The sequence below is a fragment of the Paenibacillus sp. CAA11 genome, from assembly GCF_003060825.1.
In the GTDB taxonomy this organism is placed as follows: domain Bacteria; phylum Bacillota; class Bacilli; order Paenibacillales; family Paenibacillaceae; genus Fontibacillus.
In genome coordinates this window covers 722,681-745,698 of the sequence record NZ_CP028922.1, presented here as the reverse complement: position 1 = coordinate 745,698, position 23,018 = coordinate 722,681, and the positions used below count along the sequence as shown (strand labels likewise).

Sequence of the window (23,018 nt, the reverse complement as noted above, 5' to 3'; positions counted from 1 at the left end):
CCCTCTTCTTCTGCTTGATAGAGAAATGTAAATCCCAGGACAGAATTTACATTCATCAAATACGGAAATCCCGACAAAAACCGATAAAAAACTGCTTCATCGATAATTAAAACATATTTATCTCCCGATTTCACGCATTTTCTTATGAAAGCGCTTTTTATTAAGCGCTTTCATTCTTGTTTTTGTCAATTTAAGCACTTGTGCATAAAACTGGATATATCGTGTGATTCTTTTCCCTGCAACAATTATTGATTTTGTGTAAACTCAAGCATCACCATTAAATTAAAGTAAAAATAGGAACAAAGAGGAAATCCGTGATTTTCCTTTCGCATATTCGGGTAATATATAGTAAAGATCCCAGGCCCAGAACGGATGAGCCGCCCTCTACAGGTGAGCTGCGCCGTTCTTTGCTTGTGTGGTGCTTTATAACTTTCCAAAGAACCTAGGAGGGATTTCTAAAATGGCGTATGAATTGCCTGCACTGCCTTATCCGGCAAACGCTCTAGAGCCGCATATCGACGAACAGACCATGAACATTCACCATGACCGCCACCATAATACTTATGTAACGAACTTAAATAACGCACTTGAGAACGCACCCGAGCTGCAAGGGAAAAGTGTGGAGGAACTAATCTCGGATCTGAATGCCGTACCGGAATCGATCCGTACCGCGGTACGCAACAACGGCGGAGGCCATGCGAACCACACCTTATTCTGGACAGTTATTGGGCCAGGCGACGGCGGAAAGCCAAGCGGAGATCTGGCTTCAGCGATTGACAATGAGCTCGGAGGATTCGACAAATTCAAAGAAGATTTTACAAAAGCAGCGACAACCCGATTTGGCAGCGGCTGGGCTTGGCTCGTCGTCGGCAAAGACGGCAAGCTGGCAGTCACCAGCACCCCGAATCAGGATAGCCCGCTGATGGAAGGACTGACTCCTATTCTGGGGCTCGATGTGTGGGAGCATGCCTACTACTTGAAATACCAGAACAAACGCCCGGATTATATCTCAGCTTTCTGGAATGTGGTTAACTGGGATGAAGTCAGCAAGCGCTATGCGGCGGCGAAGTAATAACTTTAATTCACAAAGAAAAGAGGGTCGTCCCTTTGTCATCTATGATGACTTTTGGGACACCCTCTTTTTCCTTGTTCCTCGGCAGCCTTGCAGCCCATAATGCTACTGCTGCCCATGTTCACCCATTGAACTTTTGGAGCCGAATGATCCAAGCTCATCTAAGCTCCAAATAGGAAGCTCTATTCCCTTACTCTCTATGCTCTCTCCTCGAAATACCGGTTCAGGATGCGCAGAAATACATTTGGGAAGGCCAAGTCGGCCATGTCTTCCCGGGTAATCCAACGGTATTCGCCCGGCTCCTTCGGGCCTTCCTCCAGCCCGGCCTCATAGGTAGCACTTGCCTCAGCGGCAATCCCAGCCAGCTCGGAGGCCTGTCTGAATTTGTAGACGCGCAGGTTCCAGTGGATATGACTGAACGTGTGCTCCGCGTCTATATAGGCTCCAGCCGGGCGGGCGAAGATGCCCTGGGCGGCCAGCTCCCTGGCGAGCCGGCTCATCGCTGCCTCATCAGCCGACAGCGATCCGTGAGGTGCTGCCTTAGGCTGCTTCGCCGGCTCCAGCTCCGCCAGATGCGGCAGCTCCCACATACTCGCGAGCAGCCCGGTCGCAGGGCGGCGGCGCACCAGCACCTTGCCCGCTTCCGGGCCGGCCCCTTCCACAAGCGCTACAAAGCGGTTCTCGGGGCGCGGCGGCTTAGCCTTGGTCTTCACCGGAAGCGATTCCTCCATCCCCGCTAGTCGCCCCTGGCAGTGCTCCATGACCGGGCAGGTCAAGCAGTGCGGAGACTTAGGCGTGCATACAAGGGCGCCAAGCTCCATCAGCGCCTGATTAAAGTCAGAAGCTCTGCCCGCTGGAATCAGCTCTGCGGCCAGAATCTCCATCCGGGCCCGTGTGCCTGATTTCATAATATCATCCTCGATCAAGAAGTAACGGGACAGCACCCGCATTACATTACCGTCCACGGCGGGCTCGGGCTGGCCAAAGGCAATGCTGAGAATGGCTCCAGTAGTGTAAGGCCCTACTCCCTTAAGTGCAGATACACTGGCCTTATCTCTTGGCATCTCCCCGCCATGCCGTTCAACGACCTGTCTTGCTGCTGCCTGCAGGTTGCGTGCTCTCGAATAATAGCCAAGCCCCTCCCAGCATTTCAGGACATCTTCTTCCGGCGCCTCCGCCAGCGACTGAATGGTCGGGAAGCGCTGAATGAAGCGGTTGAAGTAAGGAATGACCGTATCGACGCGCGTCTGCTGAAGCATAATCTCCGATATCCAGATATAATACGGATCGCGATGTCTGCGCCACGGCAGATCCCGCTTCGCTTGTTCATACCATAACAGCAGTTCCCTGCTGAAAAATGTCTTGATGTCGATCTCCGTCATACTCTTCTCCCTTATCTTATACGCCGCTGACGTGCTCTATCACAGCATAAGCAGAGGCCAGCTTGCGTTCATGTGTAATGCTCAAATGTACGTTGTATCCAGCTTGTCTGCTTAGACCTAACCTAACCCAAGCCTCTTCGCTAATCGTCACTCCCGGTTTGCCTAAGGCATCCGGTAATACCTCTATATCCTGAAAGCCAAGAACCCCGCCAATACCGCAGCCCAGCGCCTTCGAGATGGCCTCTTTGGCCGCGAAGCGTCCGGCTGCGAATTCAGAGGTTCGTCCCCGCAAGCTCGCCAGCTCTTGCTCGGCCGGCGTTAAGATCCGCTGCAGCAGGCGCTTTCCTGCGCTGCCGCTTAGGATCTTGTCCATCCGTTCTATTTCCACCAGGTCATGCCCGATTCCGTAGATCAACGTTCACCCTTCTTTCTCTTCACCTTAGATTAGGCATTATCCATTGTAGCAAAGGAGGGACGCAATACGCGACCCTAATAGCCTTATGCTATAATAAACCATAATTTCAGGCCCGCCCTGATCCGATAAACTGATGAAGGAGTGACCTCATTTGTCTCATGATTTCCTTATTCCGATGGAAGATGGCAACAAGCTTCAATGCACCCGGTTTTCCGCTGTTCATCCACCGAAGAGCCTCATTATAATCGCCCACGGATACAAAGGCTTCAAAGACTGGGGAATGTTCCCTTATGCTGCAGGAGCTCTAAGCGTTCATCATGAAGTCATTACCTTTAATTTCTCCCACAACGGCATAGGCGAAGACCCCATGCAGTTCACCGAACTGGACAAGTTCGCCAGAAACACCTATGACCAAGAACAGAAGGATCTGTCCGCACTTATAAAATACATCCATCAGGACCCGAATCTGCACAAGCTGCCATTATTCCTAATCGGCCACAGCCGCGGGGCCGGCACCTGTCTGGTGTACGCCCTGGATCATCCGGATCACATTGCTGGCGTTCTATCCTGGAACGGAGTAGCCAACCTCGACCTGTTCACCCCTGAACAGAAACAACAGATGCGGGAGCAAGGACGAAGTTATGTACTTAACGGACGGACAGGACAGCAAATGCCGCTGGATGTGGTTATTCTGGAAGACCTCGAGCAGCAGCGGGAGCGCTACGACATAGTTAGCCGCCTTAGCAAATCCACCTTCCCGGCCATTCTGATTCAGGGTACTGCCGACAGCAGCCGATTGCGGGAGGGTTCTGCTCATATTACAAAAGCCCGCCCGGACATTGCCTGGGTCCAGATCGAAGAAGGCAGCCATACTTTTAATACTGTACATCCCTTCACTGGCACAACGCCACAGCTGGAAGCCGCTCTTGCCGCCAGCTTTCAATTTATAGAGCAGCATCTATCCTAACGATATAGATTGAACTAAAGTTTTACATTGATCTTTCTATATTTACCGGCCTAATACGGCCCTATAACATTCATTTCTTTAATTCATTCTATCTAGCCGCACGTGTTATTCATTATCCCCCGGCCTTCAACTTCAAGAAGGCCCGACGCCGCCCTTTACGAGGTAGCAAGAAACATCAAGAAGCGAACTCTCCAGTTCTCTATACTCATATCAGACCGGTCTGGAGGAACAAAAGTTCATGAACAGTATCGATAAGATCAGACAGAGTATTGACTATATTGAGAAGCACTTGTCCGAGGAGCTCACTTTAAGCGGGCTGGCACAAGCGGCATTTTACTCCGAATACCACTACCACCGCATCTTTCAGCATTTTGTCGGAGATACGGTCATGTCCTACATCAGGAGAAGACGCTTGTCCAAAGCAGCCGAACAGCTTACGGGAACTGAGCGCAGGGTGCTGGATATCGCCTTGGAATGCGGATTCCGGAATCCAGAGACCTTTTCCCGGGCTTTTCGGAAAATGTACGGGATGCTTCCCACAGAGTGCCGCCAGCTCGGCACCGTGCCTTTCCTGATTGCCCCCGTGTGGCTCCCGGCTTCAAGTGCAGCTCCACACTTAAAAGAATGGAGAGAGTTCGCTATGCAGCCAAAAATTATTACATTACCAGCCAAAAGAGTTATCGGGTATGCACTTCATACCAATGTTGCTGAAGGACAAAACTTTAAGGAGATCCCTGCCTTCTGGCAGCATTACATTCAGAATAAACTATGGGAACAAATTCCCGGCAAGCAGCCGCCATATGTGGAGCTGGGCATCTGTACGCCGGCAGATAATGAAGGTCGATTTAGGTACATTATTGGGTTTGAGACGAGCGAGGATGAGGCTGTGCCTGAAGGATTGGTAGAGTTTCATTTACAGGAAGCCCAATATGCCGTATTTACTACGCCGCCAGCGGATGAGGCCGAATTCTCCTCCACGATTCAGCATACCTGGGATCTTATTTTTCGGAACTGGTTCCCTGAGTCAGGCTATGAGTACGCTAAAGCTCCGGACATTGAATGGTATGATGAACGCTCGAGCGGCACGACAAACAAGCAGATGGATATTTATATCCCCGTAAAACCTGCATTGTAAAAAAGTTAACCTTCCCGAATCAAAACCACCCCTCTTCAGCCAGGCCGAAGAAGGGTGGTTCTATATAAACTCTAGATACCCGGAATCGGGCTGCGTTTATGTTCTGTCTTCTTATACAAAGCTTCAAGAACTTCTTTGGCCTTCGGATTAATATCCTTGCCCTCCAGATAATCGCTATTGTCTTCGTAAGTGACCCCAAGCTCGCCTTCATCCGTCTGTCCTTCCCAAAGCCCTGCAGTCGGCGCCTTATCGAGAATTTCCTGCGGTACGCCAACATATGCGGCGATCTGGCGAACTTGGCGCTTGTTCAAAGAACTGAGCGGTGTAATATCCACAGCTCCGTCTCCCCATTTCGTATAGAATCCGGTAAGAGCCTCGGAAGCATGATCTGTCCCCACAACAAGCAGCTTCAGCTCGAACGCCAAGGCGTATTGAAGAACCATCCGAGTCCGGGCTTTGATGTTGCCCTTGCCCTGCGGAGTCATATGCCGATGCTGGCCTACATCTTTAAGCCCTTGCTCTGTTTCCAGAGCCAGTTCGTTCACCGCATCCTCGATATTCGTCTCCACGGTGTGAGTAAGGCCAAACGCCTTAGCCACCGCGTAGCTATGCTCGATATCTTCTTGTGTGCCATAAGGCTGAAATACGCCAAGCGTCATGTATTCCTGCCCGTTCTCCTTAGTCAGCTCGTCTGTAGCCTGCTTGCAGAGTGCGGCTGCTACCGCACTGTCAATCCCGCCGCTGATCGCGATCAAGAGACCACTGGTCTTGGAATCCAGTACATGCTTCTTCAAGAAATCTACACGCTTGCGAATCTCGGCCTCTACATTAATGTGCGGCTGTACGCCCAATCTTGAAATAATCTCCTGCTGCAAACTCATATTCCGCTCACTCCTTTGGTTTTAACTGGGTATTCATCACATACGGAATTAGACTTGAAATCTGTTGCAGTATGGTATTTTCCCATAGGAAACATACACATCGCTGTCGACTTCAGCCATTCTATATACAATAAAGCCATTTTAAAAAATAGAAACGACAGCATGCTTAAGAAAGCCCTTCATCCCCTCAGCCATGATGCCAGGTCGTTATGTATAGCAAACGCCCCGCGAGAATAGCCGGATAAACCGGCCCGCAGGGCGCTGATCAATCAATTAACGGCAAAAGCGATCGAAAGCGCTGGTCAAATCAGCCGCAATCTCTTCCGCCGAACGGTCCTCAATTTGATGACGCTCAATAAAATGAACAAGCTCTCCGTCCTTCAGCAAGGCGATGGAAGGGGAGGATGGCGGATAAGGCGCAAAGTACTCACGTGCTTTGGCTGTTGCTTCCTTATCCTGGCCAGCAAACACGGTGAACAGATGGTCTGGGGTTGCTTCATGCTGAAGCGCCCGAGCTACACCTGGACGGCATTGTCCCGCTGCACAGCCGCAAACCGAGTTCACTACAACAAGCGAGGTTCCCTTCATCTCTGGCAGCTTCGCTTCCACTTCTTCCGAGGTGCGCAGCTCTTCAATACCAATGCGTGTCAGCTCATCGCGCATAGGCTGTACCATATCTTTCATATATTGATCAAAAGACATTGACATTTATAATTCACTCCTTCTGACTTATCATGCATAACCTAGGCTCTAACGTCCCATTCTTTTTTATTATACAATCCTAAGTAAGGAAATCAACTCTCTGACCTCTTCTCCCACAGGCTGTTAGCTTTGAGCAGACAATGTTAAGATATCGGAAAAACAACAAGAAACGTGGTGCCTGTCCCCTCCTCTGAGCGAACGCTGATCTGCCCGTTATGGCGTTCCACAATGCTGCGGCACAGAACAAGTCCAAGCCCAGTTCCCTTCGCCTTCGTTGTGTAGAACGGTTGAAACAGCTTATCGAGCTTAGCCTCGGGTATTCCTGGCCCCGTATCCGCAACCTCCAGCTGAACAGCACCGGAGAGCAGGCTGGTCCGCAGCCGCAACTGTCCATGGTCCTCCATCGCCTCCATAGCATTTCGGCATAGATTCAGAATCAGCTGTTTAATCTCTCTGGCGTTCATTTCGAATTCGGGCACCTGTTCCTCAATATCCACCTCTATGCTCTGTCCCCGAAGATTCGCATCAGCCTGTACCAAGGGAATAAGCTCATGAATAATCTTCTGCAGACTGGCCGTCTCTTTATAGACCGGACGGTTCTGCGCTAAGGACAGAAAGTCGCTGATAATCCCGTTAGCCCGGTCCAATTCCTCCATCACGATTCGGTAATAATGATCCAATGTGGAAGGGCTCTTCTCTCTCATCAGCTGCAAAAATCCGCGAACTACAGCCATAGGGTTTCTAATCTCATGGGTGATCCCTGCGGCCATTTGCCCAACAAGATTAAGCCGGTCAAGATTGTTAAGCTCGCTGCGAAACGACTCCAGCTCAGTCATATCCTGAATGGTCACCATTACCCCTTCTTCCAAAGGAGGTTTACCTTCAATTCGGCAGGTATTTACATAGAACACCCGCTCCTCATATGGAGTCAGCTTACCTGCCGAAGTCAGAGATTCTTGAAGATTCTTCTGCAGAAAATCTGTTTCAAAATGATAGGACTTCAGCAATATTTCCAAATTTCTGCCGATGAAGCTCCCTTCTTCTACCGCAGGGCTAAAACTCATAAAGAGCGCTTGGCACGCCCTGTTCATATGATAGATTGTACCTTGGGAGTCTGTCAGAACAATGGAGATCGGAAGAGCATCCATCAGCTGCTGAAAACGCTCTGTACGCTGAACACATCTGTCTGACATCGTCTGGATCTGCTGGCGCAGCTTGTCTTTCTCTTTGAGGCTTTCTATGCTATAAAGTACACTTAATCCAATGATCATGATGAAGATTGTAATTAGGAAGGCTGTTAATAGAAGATAAGTTTCCCACTTGATACTATTCTTTCTTATCAGAAGCGGCCAGAAGGTCGAGATGGATCCTCCAACCAGCAAGAACAGACTAAGGAGCGCGTATTTGCCCGAGCGGGCATATACTTTAAACTTCGAAGAAGATAAGAAAAGAAGAGGATAAAGCAGCAGGCCTGTGTCCAGAATAAGACAAGTCACCGAAGGTGTCTCTATGAACGACCAGCCATATAGAAGAAGCTGCAGAATCGCCAGTATTGCACCATCCCACACGGTTCCGCACAGTATACCGACAAATAAAGGCGCCATCCCGAAATTAAAAGAGATTACCCCATAGACCTCTGTTCTAAAGGCAAAGCAGAGGAGCAGGCTAATGGAACAGGATACAACCAGCGCAGCAGAATGATGGGCTGTCTCCCCGTGAATACCTATACGCCGGAGCAGCTCCCCTCCCAGTTCATAAAGCAGCGGATAGACTAGGGCTGGCAAGCTGGCTATCAAAAGCAATAGCAAAATTTCGTTCATGTCGCTGACGTCTTCCCTCCCCATAGAGGCCTTACTTAACTTGAATTAAAACATAGGCGACAATATTTTACAATAACTCTCTTTATTGAGAGCCACCTCCAGCATGAACAGTATATTGATAGAGTCCTATCTACTTGAGATATCCAAATTCACCAGGATCCGGTAGAGCTGCGTCAATTCCAGAGGATTCTTGGCTTATTTGATCCATCAACACGGCTGTGTCAGCCCGGAGCCCCCTTCGCAAGGCTTCCAATGCGATTACATCCTCATAAGGAATATTACCTAAATGGACATTGGCCCCAAGCGTCTTGATTAGAAAGACCTGCTGCTCTTTGCGAGGAGCCTCCCACATCACTTTTTCGGGTAGAGGCATAGTCTGCAAGATGCTCATAAAATCATCTTTTTTCAAGCTTCCATCCGCATGATAGACGCCCGCGCCGCTGCCTGATTCACGGCCTTCGATAATCACCAGCTCTGCCCCAACTTTGAGATCTGCTACAGCAGTTTCAACAAAGTGCTCTATTTCCAGAGAGCTTCCGCCCAGCTTTTTACCATACTCTGTGTAGATGGTTAATCCCATATCCACTCCACGCTGAATTAACTCCGAACGTTTTTCCCGTGACATCGGAAAGCTCCCGTCAGAAATCTCCAGGCCATTAAACCCCAGTCTATGGACTTGGGCCAGAAATTCGTTCTCCAAACCTAATTTCAAGGCGATCTCAAGAAAGGTGCCGCCGGGGGTGATGGTGATTCCTTTCATTTTGGCCTGCTCTATTTTGAACTGTAGAATATCATACGGGGTCAGGGCAGCTGTGCCAAAGCCTAGTTTTATAATATCGATATAAGGAGCCGACATACTTATTAAATCAGTAAATGTTCCCGGACCAAGCCCTTTGTCAATGACCATCGTTTTTCCGGTGCACCCGGCTCCGCCAGTTCGGCCGCCTACAGGGTCCTGAAGCTTGGCATCCCACCAGTCCGATTGAGCTTTTTCCATAGTAAGCCTCCTCAAAGTTATATCTGTTTCATGGGGCTAATATATGCAGCTAATTGAAGCTCTAAGCCTTTTGTGACTTTCGGAATTTTAGACTAAATCCAATGTAATTAATTTAAACTCCAATGGATAACCTACATAACCTACATAGAGCACGAATGCGGCTAACGACTCCTGCAAATAGGACTCTAGCCAATTCCATGCTATAATTCCTATACTTCCAATCATGGAAAAAAACTTGATGTAATTTATAGCTATATAGATTGAACTAAAGTTTTACATTGAATTTTCTGTTATCACGGCCTAATACGGTCCTATAACGTTCATTTCTTTAGTTCATTCTATATATCTAGACTGTTATCGCTGTTCAAAAAGGAAAGGAACCCCTATGAAAACATATGATGTTATCGTTATTGGCGGCGGGCCCTCGGGCCTGATGGCCAGCATCTCGGCAGCCATGCAGGGAGCCTCCGTCCTGCTGGTCGACAAAGGGAACAAACTGGGAAGGAAGCTTGGCATATCGGGCGGAGGACGCTGTAATGTGACCAATGCCAAGGAGATGGACGAGCTGATCCGCCACATTCCTGGCAACGGCCGTTTTCTATACAGTGCGCTTAATCAATTCGGCAGCAGGGAGATTATCGCCTTCTTCGAAGGCCTGGGTATCGCCTTGAAGGAAGAGGATAACGGCCGGATGTTCCCTATATCCGACAAGGCCAAGACGGTCGTCGATGCTTTGATTGGACGAGCATCAGCGCTTGGTGTAGAGCTTAAAGTGCATTCACCTGTGAAGCAGATTTTGTTCGGGCCGGAAGGCGTTGCAGGTGTTGAACTCGATTCCGGCACAACGATAAAAGCCCATTCTGTCGTCGTTGCCACTGGCGGGCGCTCGGTACCGCATACCGGTTCAACCGGGGACGGTTATCCTTGGGCTAAGGCCGCAGGACACACCATCACAGAGCTGTACCCTACAGAGGTGCCAATTACCTCCCGAGAGCCCTTTATACTTAGCCGGGAGCTTCAGGGACTATCACTCCGGGATGTTGAGCTGTCTGTCCTGAATCCAAAGGGGAAATCCGTTATTGCTCACCGCGGGGATATGATCTTCACCCACTTCGGACTGTCAGGCCCGATTGCGCTGCGCTGCAGCCAATTTATCCGCCAGGTCAAACGGAAATTTGACACCTCCGAGGTCACCCTGTCGATCGACCTGTTCCCCGACCGCTCCAAAGCGGATCTTGAGACAGAGCTGCGCAGGATGGCGGCAGCCGAACCGAAGAAAGCACTGAAGAATGTGCTGAAGGGAACCCTCCCCGAGCGGCTGCTCCCCCTTCTGTTCGAACGGGGGGGCCTAGCTCCTGATACAACCTTTGAGCATCTGCCCAAAGAGCCTTGGCTTGCCTTTATCGGCTGCCTGAAGGGCTTTCAGCTGTCGGCATCCGGCACTCGGCCCTTCGAGGAGGCTTTCGTTACAGGTGGTGGGGTGAACCTGAAAGAGATTGACCCCAGCACGATGCAGTCCAAGCTGATGCCCGGGCTCTATTTCTGCGGCGAAATTCTAGATGTTCACGGCTATACGGGCGGATATAATATCACCGCTGCTTTCGCCACCGGCTTCACCGCCGGGAGCCACGCAGCTGCGGGCTCAGTTCATTTATAACTTATGCGCAAAAAAAGGCTGTTCCTCTTCTCATCATTAGATGGCAAGGGGAACAGCCTTCTGCATTCTTGCTTATTTCAATTTAAGCCTTCTTCCCTTCCATCCGCCAAACACCTTCCAAATCCATGAGGATATCCACCATGTGATAAAGATGCCCGCTGCAAGGCCAAGGACGGCTCCCCACCACGCGTGGAACAAGGAAAGTCCAACGCCGAGAGTAAGCAGGACTACTCCCGGCAGCATCAGGAGGAACATAAAAGGAGCTCCTGCCCGGAAAGGAAGCTGCTCATCTAGCGGAAGCATCTTCATAAAGCTTCGCTGGATGAACAGCAGACGATAGCTGTTCATCCAGTAGGCAAGCAGAAGGACCAGTCCGGCATAAACCAGCAGATTTGCCGGGTAAGGCGGAAGCTGCAGCAGCACGGCGCCCAGCACGGAATAGAGCACATACAACCTCAGATAGACCCAGCTGCGGTAGAAGGATTTTGCCCCCAGCTCCGCAAATCGTACGGCAGCATCCCCTGATTTCAGCAGCCGGTTGGAATGCCTGAAGATCCACGGCCTGGCGGCTGTGCGGCTAGGCTTGTCCACCGCAGAAGACAGAAGGAAGGCGGTAAGCCGCTCCTTCTGCCGGGCATCCTCCCGAACATCCGCATCGAAGGTGCCCTGCAGCCGAAGTCTGTACCGCATAAGAATCATGCTGGCCAGAAATGCAGCTGCCGCTCCGCCCAGCAGCCAGGCAGGCGATAAACGGCCCGCCTGCGCTAGTGCCACATAGGCGGCGATAAACCCGGTCTGCGTCCCATAGCGTAGAACGAACCTGCGCACGCCTGACCGCTTCACCTGGATGAGGTGTATGGTCAGCTGCTCCATCCAGAGGAGCATTACAGTTCCTAGCATTAACACCCAGATATCTTCTATGCCCAAGCCATATATGCGTACGAGCACGGGGGCCAACAGGCCAAGCCCCAGTGCTCCAGCCAGCAGCAGGGTCAGGGCAGAGAATACCATACTCCGGATCATAACTGCCTGCAGCCATCCACCTCTACGGAGAAACAGCACATCCGCGTCCTCTACGAATAGAACAAGCCCGCCTGCCATGATTCTAACCAAGAAATAGAGCAGGGCAGGCCATATCGAATAAGGGAAGGATTCCAGCTCCCGCGGTAACCCTTCATCCCAAAGCCCGATATATAGCCATCCCCCAAGGAGCAATCCGGGAACAAAAATATACAGCAGTACAATAAGATCGATCACTGCTCGAATATTGCGATATTGCTTGATAACATAATCTTGAAGCCTTCGCCTGAACAGACGGCGGGGATGATCGGTACTCATGACAAGTCTCAATTTCGCGTTTCTCCCCTTCCTTAAGTTAAGGCACTGAAGCATTCGAACAAGGTAGCCTGCGGCAACCCGCTCTGCAGCCGGATCTCATCCAAATGACCAGCTGCCGCTACACGTCCTTCGTGAATCAGTACAAACTTCTCACAAATTCTCTCGGCCGTATCCAGCACATGGGTAGACATGAGCACACCTGCACCGCGGCGGCACTCCTCCTGAAGAAGCTCTAAGAAGTCCATGGTCGCCCGAGGATCTAGGCCAATGAAGGGCTCGTCTACAATGTAAACATCAGGCCGAACCAGAAATCCCAGCATCAGCATCATCTTCTGCTGCATCCCTTTGGAGAAGCCGCCGGGCAGCAGATGCTTTGCTTCCGTCATTCGGAAGCGCTCCAATAGCCGGGTCGCATCCGCTTCCCAGCTCTCGGCATCCAGCTCATTTACAGCAGCAGCCAGGGAGAGGTGCTCCCACAGGGTGAGCGTCTCATAGAATACGGGCTGTTCGGGAACATAGGCATAGGTACCTGTACCGTCTCCAAATTCAATCTCGGCATTGGCATAAGGCATTAAACCGAGAATCGTCTTGATCGTTGTACTCTTCCCTGCCCCGTTAGGCCCAATTAATCCGGTCAAACTGCCAGGCTGTACGTCAAATGATATGTTACGAATTTTAGTCTCTGCCGGCTCATAACCGGCTTCATGAATCTGAACTTTTAATACGGTATTGATCTGTGACATTCATTCCTGCTGCGTTCAGCTCTCTACAGCCGCACCTCCCGCAGCTCCTCCTTCATTACACATGTTTTCCGCCTGCTTCAGGTCCCTCTTCATAATGCTCTGCTTCAGCATTAGCAGTGCAAGCCCCGTCAACCCCATCAAAGAGCCTGAAATCAGGAAAGCAGGCGAAGCTCCAAATGTCGTTACGAGATACCCGCCGCAGACCGGCCCGAGCAGAGCTGCTGCTGAGGTGACACTGCTGACGGTGCCGAACACACGGCCAGTCAATCGTTCCGGTGTCCGGCGCTGAAGCTCGATCTGAAACGGAATGAAGGTCATGCCCGCACCGAGACCCGCCGCGAAGAAGGTACAAGCCATCAAGACATGCCCCGCCGACCCATACGGTCCATATTCCGCCATCAGCCCCGCTCCTGCAAAGACGGCACCCATCACAGTTCCCCCAGCGCCCATCTTGGCCAAGGGAGAGAAGCCCCGGAACAGCTTAACCAATCCCGCAGCCAGCAGGGTACCCGCACCGCTTAATGCGATGCACCAGCCGAGCAAATCTTCAGGAATTCCGGGGATCTCCCGGAACAACACCACCGTCTGCGAATCCGCAATTTGCAGCACCAGAAGCACTAGAGCTAGCGCAAGCAAACCATACGCAATCACTGGAATTTCAGCAATCGTCCGCATCCCCGCAGAGAGCTCACGCCAAAATCCCTCTCTCTGATCTGCACCGTCAGACCGCTCATTCGCCATTCGGGTCCCGCCATTCCTTCTTCCAGGCACCAGGATCAGCAGCAGCCCGGACAACAGGAATGAGCCTGCGTCGATTAGAAAGCATGCGCCGATGCCAAAAGCAGCGGTTAACAGCCCGCCTAAAGCCGGGCCAACGATTTTGCTCCCTTGCTCGATAATCGCGCTATAAGAGACCGCCTGATCGAGTTGATCCCGTTCGACAATTTCCTTTATCTTACCACTTTTTGCCGGGGAAAAGATAACATCAAATAACCCTTTTGCCACAAGAAGCCCATACATTTGCCATATATCCTGAACAAACACCATGCCAAGCACAAGGATTACCCGAACTCCATCCGATAAAATCATCAGCTTCTTTCGCTCAACCCGGTCAGCAAGCATGCCGGCCAGAGGCCCGCCGAGCAAGGTGGGAAGCATTATGCAAAGTGTAGCCCCGGTAATTTGCCACGGCGTCGCCTGCCATTTCAGCCCAAACAAAGTCAATAGCGCCAAAATATGCAGCCAGTCTCCTAGATTTGAGATAAGCTGTGACCCCACCAGTGCCAGATATGCCCGATTCTTCAGCAAAGATTCCGGGCGCTTCGCGGTTTGTTGTTGCACACTCCTTCACTCCATCCCTATTAACTCCCTTTTTGATTGGTAACCCTATCGTAACTTAGCAGCGGCATTTCTCCATCCGACCTGCGAATGAGATGAACAAGGGATTGCAGAATGAATTTTTTTTAGTCCTCCGTCTTAGAAAAAAGCCAAAATTGTGATAAATTATATTTTTTCCAACTCGCCAATTGCACTAAGATACTAATAACTCGATAAATTTATAACCTTTCAACCAAAATATACCATGAGGCGGGATGAATATGATAAAGACCGAGGAGCGAACGGAGTTGTCTCTGCACCTATACCGTGTGCTGGCAAAATCATTCAAGAGCGTCAATGAGCATGCCGTGACTGGAAGCAAAATTCAGGGGTTTAATCCTACAGCCTTCGCCGTATTGGAGGTACTCTACTACAAGGGACAGCAGCCGATCCAGCAGATCGGGGCCAAGCTGCTGCTTCAGAGCGGAAACGTTACTTATGTCATTGATAAACTTGAAGCCGCCGGATATCTGCACCGCACCCCTTGTGCCCGGGATCGCCGTGTGATCTTTGCAGAGCTTACCCCTCAGGGTAAAGCCTTGATGGATCGGCTGTACCCCGAATTTGGAGATCGGATTGACCATGCGCTAAGCGGCCTGGATGCTGCCGAGAAGGAGACACTGATCGCGCTGCTGAAGAAGATGGGAAGAGAAGCCGAGAAGCTGGCTCCCTTGACCCGCAAATAATGAAATCGAGTAGGAGGCTATTCATTAGATGAGTAGCCGACCTCTCACACCACCGTACGTACCGTTCGGTATACGGCGGTTCAACCGCATAAGTGCAATTTACGTAAACGCTCGTATTGCGCAGGAAAGTCATAATATCCTGCCTGTACGAGCTTTTTGTTTGTTATGGAACGAGACAACACTGGACTTCCGGCGATGCGCCAGTACCCGAGACGGGAATTGCCCCACTGGTAAGCCTGCCATTCCGGTATCCCCAGCTTCCGCAGGTTTTGTACTTTTGTTCGCGGCTTTTTCCACTGTTTCCAGATGTACATCCGCAGTCGTCTTCGCAACCATTCGCTCCAGCTTTGCAGGATCCGTTTCATGTCGGCCACATAGTAGTAACCAATCCATCCCCGAATGTAGACTTTTACCTTTTCCATGACTTGGCGAACATTTCTGCCCTGGCTGCGACTTGTGAGTTCTTTCAACTTCTTCTTCGCTTTTGCGAGGGATTGTCCATGGGCACGGATATACATGCCGTTCTTGTTCTTTCCCAGGGCAAAGCCGAGAAATTTGAAGTGCTTTCGAGCCACTACGCTACCGACCTTACTTTTCTGCGTATTGATCTGGAGTCTCAGTTTGGTCTCCAGGTACTTTCCGCAGGATTCCAGTAGCCGCACCGCTGCCCGTTTGCTTTTGGCAAGCACCACAATATCGTCCGCATAGCGGATGACGTTCACTCCGCGGCCTTTCATCTCTTGGTCAAATTCGTTCAGGTAGATGTTCGCCAGAAGCGGCGACAGGGGGCCTCCCTGAGGGGAGCCTTCTTCTGTTTTGCAGTGCACCCCGTTCTCCATAACCCCACTTTTCAGGTATCTCTTAATCAGTTCGGTTACGCGTCTGTCCTGAATTTGTTTGCGCAAAAGATGCATAAGCAGCTCATGATTCAGCGTGTCGAAGTATTTGGAGAGGTCGATTTCTACTGCGTAGCCGTATCCCTGTTCTGCATAGTCTTTCACCTTGCGAATGGCCTGTTGTGCGCTCCGACCGGGGCGGTAGCCATAGCTTCCCTCCGAGAAGAGCGGCTCGAACAGGGGCTGGAGCTGCTGGGCGACTGCCTGCTGAATCACTCGGTCTACGACCGTGGGTATGCCAAGCTTCCGTACTCCGCTTCCATCTGCTTTGGGAATTTCCTTGCGCCGTACTGGGCTGGGCTTGTATCTGCCTTCCCGGATCTTTTGCAACAGCTCGTCTCTATGTTCCTGCAGCCAGGGTAGCGCGTCTTCTACGGTCATTCCGTCGATTCCTGGCGCTCCATGGTTGCGTTTGACCTGTTTGTAGGCTCTGTTCAGATTGTCTCTGTCCAGAATCTGCTCCAGCAGGTCTGTTGCACCGCCTCTTTCTTTACGTTCCCGAGTACCGGCGCTCCGCACTCCCGCATGCTCTTCGCGTTCCACGCTATCCCTTTGCAGGTAGCCCTTTCGGTATTCTGCTTTCATCGCGTCAGCTCTCCTTTCGGTATGTACTCGAGACTTACGATTGTTCGGCCCTTCCCCGAAAAAAAAAACCTTCCGGGTACTATGGCCTCTGCTGACTTCTCACAGCAAGCTTTACTCCGTCTTTCGGTTTTTTTTTTCCTACTTGTCGTCTGTGAGACCTCCCCGGGTAAGAGCGATAACCTTCCCCTCATCTATCTGCCACATTTACACCATGGGATTCGGGCAGTATTGGACTTTGCTTTGTAGTGCAAGCTCGTCCGTCCCATGATGCCTTCTATGTGATTTCTGTTCGTCAGACCGAGGGTTTGCCTCCGGCTTCCTTCAGATTCCGCCTCGCGGCGGACACCCTTGCCTTCAGCTAACAGTTCCTACTGCCAAGCCTGTAGCGGACTTTCACCGCCGAGTTATCGCCCATGCCGGGCGCACGCTCAAAAGAACCCTCGGATAGGAAATCCGAGGGTTCTTATATCTTACATATAAGGTTATCTCCGAGCTATTAATGCGTCGGATCCATATCCTTCTTCTTGTAATGATGCTTAGCATCCTGATGCCTGCGGTCATTGCGATCCTGATGAAGCTGCTGGGCCTGATGGCTGTTCACCGGATCCGTCTCCAGCGCCTCTACTTCATTAAGCAGGTTCTTGTCTACACCAGATGGAGCCTTGGTCATAGCTGGTATACCTCGCTTTCTCCCTAAGAAGGGTTGGTCACAACCTGAAGCTGCTGGGCGCATTCATGAATATGCCGGGCATAATCCTCGGCCAGCTCCTGAATAACGTCGCTGTGCTCGTCTACCGATCGTCCCGAGCGTTCCACATCGACCAGCTTAACCTCCAGCTCTCTTGTGTCCTGATAAATGCACTGGAAATCAAATGAATACATCTGATGACCCGCTACATTAATATGAACCCTAAGGCATGCCGGATCGGCGTTATCCGCCAAAACTTGGGCCGAGTCTCCCGGACTCAGCATAGAGGGCAGCATCTGCTGCCAAGCCTGTACCAATGTCCCTTGATCTGTGTTTAGCGGTTCGTTCAAATCCATCCACCTCCCCTTTTCCATAAGGTGTGGAGGGAGAAGCGATTTTATACCTTGCCTTACCCGTGATTCAAGCTTCCTCTCTGGACCCTTCCGCTTCAGGGGCACGGTTGCGCAGTCCAAGCACACTGATGACCCCAGCTGCCGCAATTGCAGCCATAACAATATATAGCACATGAAGACCGTTCTCAAGCACATGACGAAGCGTATTCCACAGCTCTAAGGGGAGCTGCTGCACCTTCTCAGGTGACAGCAGGCTGTTCACATCCTCTTGAGTCACCTTAACGCCCATCACGCTCCCTGAAGCCGTCTCCTTCGCAATATGCTGGTTAATCAGCGCCCCAAATACCGCTACGCCAATCGTCTGGCCCAGTGATTTGACAAAGGAGTTCAGAGCGGTTGACGCGCCCCGCAGCTGATAGCCCACCGAGCTTTGAGCAATGATCGTGAATACTGTGAACGACAGACCGAAGCCAAGGCCGTAAACTGCGTTCCATACCATGAGCATAGCCTCAGGCGTGCCGTCCGTTACAAAGACAAGGCCGATGGCCCCTATCGCAATCAATAAGAGTCCGATTAGCGAAGTAAAGCGAGAGCCCCGGCTCACAATCCAGCGTCCGCCGATCACTGAGCCTACCAGCCAGCAGACAGACATCGGAGCAAGCAGCAGACCCGAACGTGTAGCATTCTCTCCGAGAACACCCTGAACCCACAGCGGAAAATAAGAAGTCAGACCAATCAAGAGTGCACTCGCCAGCAAGCTGGCCACATTGGAATAGGCAACGTCCCGGATCCGGAACAGCCTCAGCGGAACAAGCGGCTCCTCTGCCTTATTCTCCACAATAAAAAAGGCTGCCAGCATAAGAATGGCTACAGCAAACACCGTCAACAGGATGGGCGAATTCCAGGCAAACTGCTGCCCGCCGGTAGCTAGTCCGAACAACAAGGCCGCTACCCCCACCGTAAAGGTTACTGCTCCGGCATAATCAATTTTAACTTTGCGGCGCTCCATTTGTTCATGGAAGTAACGAAGAATAAAGTACAAAGACAGCAGGCCGAAGGGAACGTTGAAGCCGAAGACCCAGCGCCAGTTCAGTGAATCCACCACATACCCCCCAAGCAGCGGACCTACTAATGAGGAGATCCCCCACACTGAGCTGATATAGCCCTGAATCTTCCCCCGCTCTTCGATAGGATAAATATCCCCAATAATTGTAAAGGTAACCGGAATGAGCCCTCCGGCGCCAATGCCTTGAATTGCACGGAAGATAATCAGCTGCTCCATGCCTTGTGCAAGTCCACACATTACGGAACCAGCCAGAAACAGCACCGAGCCGATCACAAATACCGGCTTCCTTCCATATAAGTCACTGATCTTGCCAAAAATCGGCGTTGTCACTGCCATCGTCAGCAAGTAGGCTGTAAACACCCAGCTAAGCAGCTCCACACCGCCCAAATCACCAACAATTCGAGGCCCGGCCGGACCGATAACGGTGCCCTCAATTGCTGCCAAAAACGTCGACAGCAGAAGCCCAGCCAGAATATAGCCTCGCTTCATATTCATTGTCATACCGATTGTCCACCCTTCTTTTCACATCATCTTCCATAGAGGTGGAAGGATAATCCACAAGCTTCTATTATAGTTATATAACCCGGTTAAGTCTATTTGTAGATACGCAAAAAAAAGAGCCTCAGGACAGAGACTTCATCTCTCATAACCCGTGACTCTTGCATTTTAAGACCCTTCCCTGGTCCAAGGTGATCACTGTATCCGCCGCCGCTGCAAACTGCTCAGGCTCATGGGTGATCATAAGCAGGGCAGCGCCCTTCTCTATAGCTTGCAGACAAAGCTGTTTCATAAGCCCGCAAGCCGCATAATCAGTCCCACTCGTAGGCTCATCCAGGATATACAGCCGCTTCGGAACCATGAACTGAGCTGCTGCGCTTAACAGCCGCTTCTCCCCGCCGCTTAGCAAGTATGGTGAAGCGTTCTCCTTCCCTGCGAGCCCCGCGCTGTGAAGCAGCAAAAGCGCACGCGTCTTCAGCGCCTCAAGCTCGGCGCCAGGGACTTCCTTGCGTCTTCTGGCAAATCGCCGCCGCTGACGGGATGCCAAAGGGCCGTACAGCATCTCCTCCAGCACCGTACCTGCAACGAATTGATCGTCCGGCTCCTGAAAGACATAGCCAATCTCGCCAGCCAGACGATCCGTTCCCAGGCGTGCCGCATCCTGCCCGTCCCAATACACGCTGCCCTTGGGAAGAGGAAGCAGGCCCATCAGCAGCCGGGAGAGGGTCGTCTTGCCGGAGCCATTCTCACCGCAGAGCAGCGTCCAGCTCCCAGGCCTTAAGCTCAGGCTTACGTCCCGCAGAGCCTGCTGCTGCCCGCCCGGGTAGCGGAAACTCAGCTGCCGCAGCTCCAGCAGCGGCTCCCGGCCCGAGGCGGCAGGGGCGGCCGAGGAGCTCGCCGCCTGCCCTATGCTGCGGTTCGTCCCGCCGCCTGCTACAGACGGGGGGCCTGCGGGCAGCACGCCCAGCTGCTGCAGGCGCGGGCGCTGCTCCTTAAGCAGCTGCTCCGCCTTGCCGTCCAGCGCCACACGGCCGCGCTCCAGCACAACGAGCCGCTCGGCAGCGCCGGCGATCTCGTCAAGCCGCGCAGACACGGTCAGCACGGTGCGTCCCTCGCCGTGCAGGCGCCGCAGGACGGCAATCAGGCGCTGCCGTGCCGACTTGTCCAGGCTGGCCGCCGGCTCATCGAAGATGAGGATCGGCGTCTCCATGGACAAGACGGCGGCAATGGCTGTGCGCTGCCGCTGGCCGCCTGAGAGCTCGCGCACCTTACTTGCGCGCTGCTGCTCAAGCTGTACATCCCTTAGCGCGAGCTGAAGCCGCTGCTCAATCTCCTGCGGCGAGACACATAAATTTTCGGGGCCAAAGGCAACCTCATCCTGAACGACCCCCTGCACGAGCTGGGCATCTGGGTCTTGGAATACCATCCCTACGCGAACAGCAAGATCCGCAATATCCGCTTCAGCCGGGTCCACCCCTCCTACCTGGAGCACCCCTTCACGCTTCCCGCCTGCAATTCGCGGCAGATAGCCTGTCATAAGCCCGCAGAGGGTCGACTTTCCGCTTCCGTTCCTCCCGGCAATTGCGACCCATTCCCCTGGCCTGACGACCAGAGACAAATCCTGCAAAGCAGGTGCTTCCTCACTCTCGTACGTATATGTAATCCGCTTAAGCACTAGGCTTGCATCCAACAGTCCTCATATCCTTTCCTAGCGAGAGGTTGCATCCTTGCGAGATATCGCAAACGAGCGCAGCAATCCGGTGCGGCTCAAGGCATCTCCGATCACCTTAGCCAGCCATCCGCTCAGCACGATACCGCTCACAATCCGGACCACCAGGGCTGACAGCAGCACAGGCATCCCCCATTTGGTATAACCAAACATATGGGCAGCAAAGAAGAACCAAAGCGGCACCATGGCCCCGCCTGCCAGCAGGAGGACTCCCCGATTCCAGGTACGGTAGCGCAGCAGACCGAACAAGCCTTCCACGATCACGATATAGCAAGCTGCTGCAGCAAAGCAGGAGGCAATTCCATAAGCGCTCCCCATAAAAGACTGTACTACTGCGCCAATTCCGTAAGTGATAAGTCCGGTTCCCGGCTTGCGGATTATATAATAGGCAAGCAGTCCATACACCATATAAATCCCCGTTATAGTCGATGTGGCAATTGGACCGCCGAGGCTGTTCAGCGCCTGATTGACGGAAGAAAGATACATTGTCATGACCGCGTTAGCCGTTGCCAGCATGGCCATCAGCACAATGTCCATCGTTGTAAAACGGGATATTCCGGCTTTCGTCTTCTTCATTGTACCCAAGTTCATCACATCTTTCGTCTTTTAATTGTTAACCTAAAATTGAATATTAGGTTAACAATCAAAAGACGTCAAGCACTTTTTATCCAAGCAGCCATAGTCCCACGGTTACCCCAAGCCCGCAAATCACAAAAATCCTCCCATGTACCGGATACTTAGGGACCCGCAAAAAGGTCCTCTCCGCAAAAGCACCAAAGCCCTTGGCATCCATAGCTCCTGCCGTCTGCTGCACCCTACGAATCGCTGCCGTGAATACTGCAGCAGCTAGGCCTAGCAGATGCGCCATTCGCCCGGATATTCCCGTCACCGGGTACCCCCTGCGAATCCGCCTTGCAGCCGAGGCATTTCTCGCCTCAGCCTCCAGCAGAGGCACAAAGGTCAGGGCGATGGAGACACCAAATGCCAGTCTGTAAGGAACCTTTAGACGGACTGTAAGCATGTATACAAAGTCACGCGGCTCTGTCGTGCGGATATAGATGAGCGAAGACAGGAACAAGACAAGCAGGCGAAGGGCAGCCCCGCCTGCGGCGTCTATTCCTCCACTGCTCAAGGACAGCGGTCCGGCTTCAAGCAAGTTCCGTCCCTCAGCTGGGGCTGCAATCAAGGTGACTATAAAAAGCGGCAGGGCAAAAATTATGATATAAGCCATGCCCTTATAGATTTGCCGCCATGGCATCCCCCCGGCAAAGCGCGCGGATAGTAGCGCAGCTACCAAGAGTGAAGCTTGCTCGGCCGGCTTCTCCCAGTGCATGGACAAAACGGCCATGCACAGCAGTAGCGCAAGCTTGCTGAGCGGATCGATTCGCTGTAGAAGATACGCCTTCGTATCAGAATCAGCCCTCATGTCCTTCGCCTCGTTGATATTCCCGCTTCAGCAGTGAGAACATGTATAGATCAACGAATTCTCCCTGAGACTGCTGGTATTCTCGAAGAAGCCCTTCATTCTTAAAGCCCACGCGCTCCAGCAAACGGATGGAGCCTTCATTCCGGGGGTCCACCAGACCTTCGATCCGGTTTAGGCCCATCGTGTTGTATCCATACTCAAGCAGTGCGGTCAGCGCCTCGGACATATAGCCCTGCCCCCAGTGCTCCTGACCGATTTCATAACCAATTTCAGCCCGGTAAGCCCCATCCAGCTCCCAATTGTTAAACCCGCAGCTGCCAATCAGGAGGCCGCCGTCCTTGAGTTCGATTCCCCACCGCATGGCGTCCTCCGTCTCAGACAAGCCGTTCAGCAGATTGATCATCTCCCATGCCTCTTCTTCAGAACCAAACGGAGGAACGTTCATATATCTCACAACATCCCTGTCGCTCCAGTATGTAAACAAAGCCGGAGCATCCTCACGCCCCATTTTTCGAAGCCTCAAGCGGGCTGTTTCTAAGACTGGAATATGACCTGCACAAATAAAACTCAAAAATTATCGCCTCCATCTATAATAAAAACACCAG

The 23,018-nt window shown here is 52.0% G+C and carries 22 protein-coding genes; 5 read left to right on the top strand and 17 right to left on the bottom strand.

Annotation, left to right across the window (positions count from 1 at the left end; all coding sequences use genetic code 11):
* Positions 1-460 precede the first annotated feature (460 nt).
* The gene (locus DCC85_RS03290; protein ID WP_108464286.1) at positions 461-1,072 is read left to right on the top strand and encodes a superoxide dismutase; all 612 of its coding nucleotides are present in this window, start codon (positions 461-463) and stop codon (positions 1,070-1,072) included.
* 197 nt (positions 1,073-1,269) lie between these two features.
* Here DCC85_RS03290 and mutY read toward each other — a convergent pair whose 3' ends face one another.
* Together mutY and acpS are read right to left on the bottom strand one after the other, a co-directional pair.
* Positions 1,270-2,454: an A/G-specific adenine glycosylase gene (mutY, locus tag DCC85_RS03285; RefSeq protein WP_108464285.1), complete on the bottom strand. Its 1,185-nt coding sequence runs from the start codon at positions 2,452-2,454 to the stop codon at positions 1,270-1,272.
* A 16-nt stretch (positions 2,455-2,470) separates the two neighbouring features.
* Positions 2,471-2,869 (bottom strand): holo-ACP synthase, encoded by a 399-nt coding sequence (gene acpS / locus DCC85_RS03280; RefSeq protein WP_108464284.1) that lies wholly within the window; start codon positions 2,867-2,869, stop codon positions 2,471-2,473.
* Between the two features lie 151 nt (positions 2,870-3,020).
* Between acpS and DCC85_RS03275 the strand changes: the two genes are divergently transcribed.
* Complete coding sequence (locus tag DCC85_RS03275) at positions 3,021-3,836, top strand: alpha/beta hydrolase family protein (RefSeq protein ID WP_442789517.1); 816 nt, start codon at positions 3,021-3,023, stop codon at positions 3,834-3,836.
* Between the two features lie 238 nt (positions 3,837-4,074).
* Positions 4,075-4,971 (top strand): AraC family transcriptional regulator, encoded by an 897-nt coding sequence (locus DCC85_RS03270; RefSeq protein WP_108464283.1) that lies wholly within the window; start codon positions 4,075-4,077, stop codon positions 4,969-4,971.
* A gap of 71 nt (positions 4,972-5,042) precedes the next feature.
* On the opposite strand, the gene nadE is transcribed toward DCC85_RS03270, so the two are convergent.
* From nadE to DCC85_RS03250, 4 genes are all read right to left on the bottom strand, one after another.
* The gene (gene nadE / locus DCC85_RS03265) at positions 5,043-5,852 is read right to left on the bottom strand and encodes an ammonia-dependent NAD(+) synthetase (RefSeq protein ID WP_108464282.1); all 810 of its coding nucleotides are present in this window, start codon (positions 5,850-5,852) and stop codon (positions 5,043-5,045) included.
* Between the two features lie 273 nt (positions 5,853-6,125).
* Complete coding sequence (locus DCC85_RS03260; protein WP_108464281.1) at positions 6,126-6,560, bottom strand: BrxA/BrxB family bacilliredoxin; 435 nt, start codon at positions 6,558-6,560, stop codon at positions 6,126-6,128.
* Positions 6,561-6,697: 137 nt separating this feature from the next.
* The gene (locus DCC85_RS03255) at positions 6,698-8,374 is read right to left on the bottom strand and encodes a two-component system sensor histidine kinase NtrB (RefSeq protein ID WP_159081765.1); all 1,677 of its coding nucleotides are present in this window, start codon (positions 8,372-8,374) and stop codon (positions 6,698-6,700) included.
* 130 nt (positions 8,375-8,504) lie between these two features.
* Positions 8,505-9,371 (bottom strand): phosphosulfolactate synthase, encoded by an 867-nt coding sequence (locus DCC85_RS03250; RefSeq protein WP_108464279.1) that lies wholly within the window; start codon positions 9,369-9,371, stop codon positions 8,505-8,507.
* A gap of 385 nt (positions 9,372-9,756) precedes the next feature.
* On the opposite strand from DCC85_RS03250, the gene DCC85_RS03245 reads away from it, so the two are divergent.
* The gene (locus tag DCC85_RS03245) at positions 9,757-11,028 is read left to right on the top strand and encodes a BaiN/RdsA family NAD(P)/FAD-dependent oxidoreductase (protein WP_108464278.1); all 1,272 of its coding nucleotides are present in this window, start codon (positions 9,757-9,759) and stop codon (positions 11,026-11,028) included.
* A gap of 72 nt (positions 11,029-11,100) precedes the next feature.
* Here the strand turns inward: DCC85_RS03245 and DCC85_RS03240 are convergent, their stop codons facing one another.
* Genes DCC85_RS03240 through DCC85_RS03230 form a run of 3 tightly spaced genes read right to left on the bottom strand, consistent with a single transcriptional unit; the run spans position 11,101 to position 14,450 of the window.
* Positions 11,101-12,378 carry an ABC transporter permease gene (locus tag DCC85_RS03240; protein ID WP_234414324.1) on the bottom strand — a complete coding sequence of 426 codons (1,278 nt, stop codon included), beginning with the start codon at positions 12,376-12,378 and terminating at the stop codon, positions 11,101-11,103.
* A gap of 20 nt (positions 12,379-12,398) precedes the next feature.
* Entirely contained in the window at positions 12,399-13,109 is a 711-nt protein-coding gene (locus DCC85_RS03235) for an ABC transporter ATP-binding protein (RefSeq protein ID WP_108464276.1), read from the bottom strand.
* 15 nt (positions 13,110-13,124) lie between these two features.
* Entirely contained in the window at positions 13,125-14,450 is a 1,326-nt protein-coding gene (locus DCC85_RS03230; protein WP_108464275.1) for an MFS transporter, read from the bottom strand.
* Positions 14,451-14,707: 257 nt separating this feature from the next.
* On the opposite strand from DCC85_RS03230, the gene DCC85_RS03225 reads away from it, so the two are divergent.
* Positions 14,708-15,172, top strand: a complete 465-nt coding sequence (locus tag DCC85_RS03225; protein ID WP_108464274.1) for a MarR family winged helix-turn-helix transcriptional regulator — start codon at positions 14,708-14,710, stop codon at positions 15,170-15,172.
* A gap of 80 nt (positions 15,173-15,252) precedes the next feature.
* Here DCC85_RS03225 and ltrA read toward each other — a convergent pair whose 3' ends face one another.
* The 8 genes from ltrA to DCC85_RS03190 all read right to left on the bottom strand — a co-directional run bounded on the left by ltrA (position 15,253) and on the right by DCC85_RS03190 (position 22,984).
* The gene (ltrA, locus tag DCC85_RS03220; protein ID WP_108463800.1) at positions 15,253-16,653 is read right to left on the bottom strand and encodes a group II intron reverse transcriptase/maturase; all 1,401 of its coding nucleotides are present in this window, start codon (positions 16,651-16,653) and stop codon (positions 15,253-15,255) included.
* A 496-nt stretch (positions 16,654-17,149) separates the two neighbouring features.
* Entirely contained in the window at positions 17,150-17,323 is a 174-nt protein-coding gene (locus DCC85_RS23095; RefSeq protein ID WP_199909967.1) for a hypothetical protein, read from the bottom strand.
* A 23-nt stretch (positions 17,324-17,346) separates the two neighbouring features.
* A complete protein-coding gene (locus DCC85_RS03215) occupies positions 17,347-17,691 on the bottom strand; it encodes a hypothetical protein (RefSeq protein WP_442789532.1) in 345 nt (114 codons plus the stop codon).
* Positions 17,692-17,761: 70 nt separating this feature from the next.
* On the bottom strand, positions 17,762-19,249 hold the full coding sequence (locus DCC85_RS03210) for an MDR family MFS transporter (protein ID WP_108467700.1): 1,488 nt from the start codon (positions 19,247-19,249) through the stop codon (positions 17,762-17,764).
* 154 nt (positions 19,250-19,403) lie between these two features.
* The gene (locus tag DCC85_RS03205; protein ID WP_234414322.1) at positions 19,404-20,948 is read right to left on the bottom strand and encodes an ABC transporter ATP-binding protein; all 1,545 of its coding nucleotides are present in this window, start codon (positions 20,946-20,948) and stop codon (positions 19,404-19,406) included.
* Positions 20,949-20,966: 18 nt separating this feature from the next.
* A complete protein-coding gene (locus tag DCC85_RS03200; protein WP_108467699.1) occupies positions 20,967-21,563 on the bottom strand; it encodes an ECF transporter S component in 597 nt (198 codons plus the stop codon).
* A gap of 88 nt (positions 21,564-21,651) precedes the next feature.
* Positions 21,652-22,413 carry an energy-coupling factor transporter transmembrane component T family protein gene (locus DCC85_RS03195; RefSeq protein ID WP_108464271.1) on the bottom strand — a complete coding sequence of 254 codons (762 nt, stop codon included), beginning with the start codon at positions 22,411-22,413 and terminating at the stop codon, positions 21,652-21,654.
* A complete protein-coding gene (locus DCC85_RS03190; protein WP_325048400.1) occupies positions 22,403-22,984 on the bottom strand; it encodes a GNAT family N-acetyltransferase in 582 nt (193 codons plus the stop codon). The genes DCC85_RS03195 and DCC85_RS03190 overlap by 11 nt, the downstream gene beginning before the upstream one ends.
* Between the last annotated feature and the right edge of the window lie 34 nt (positions 22,985-23,018).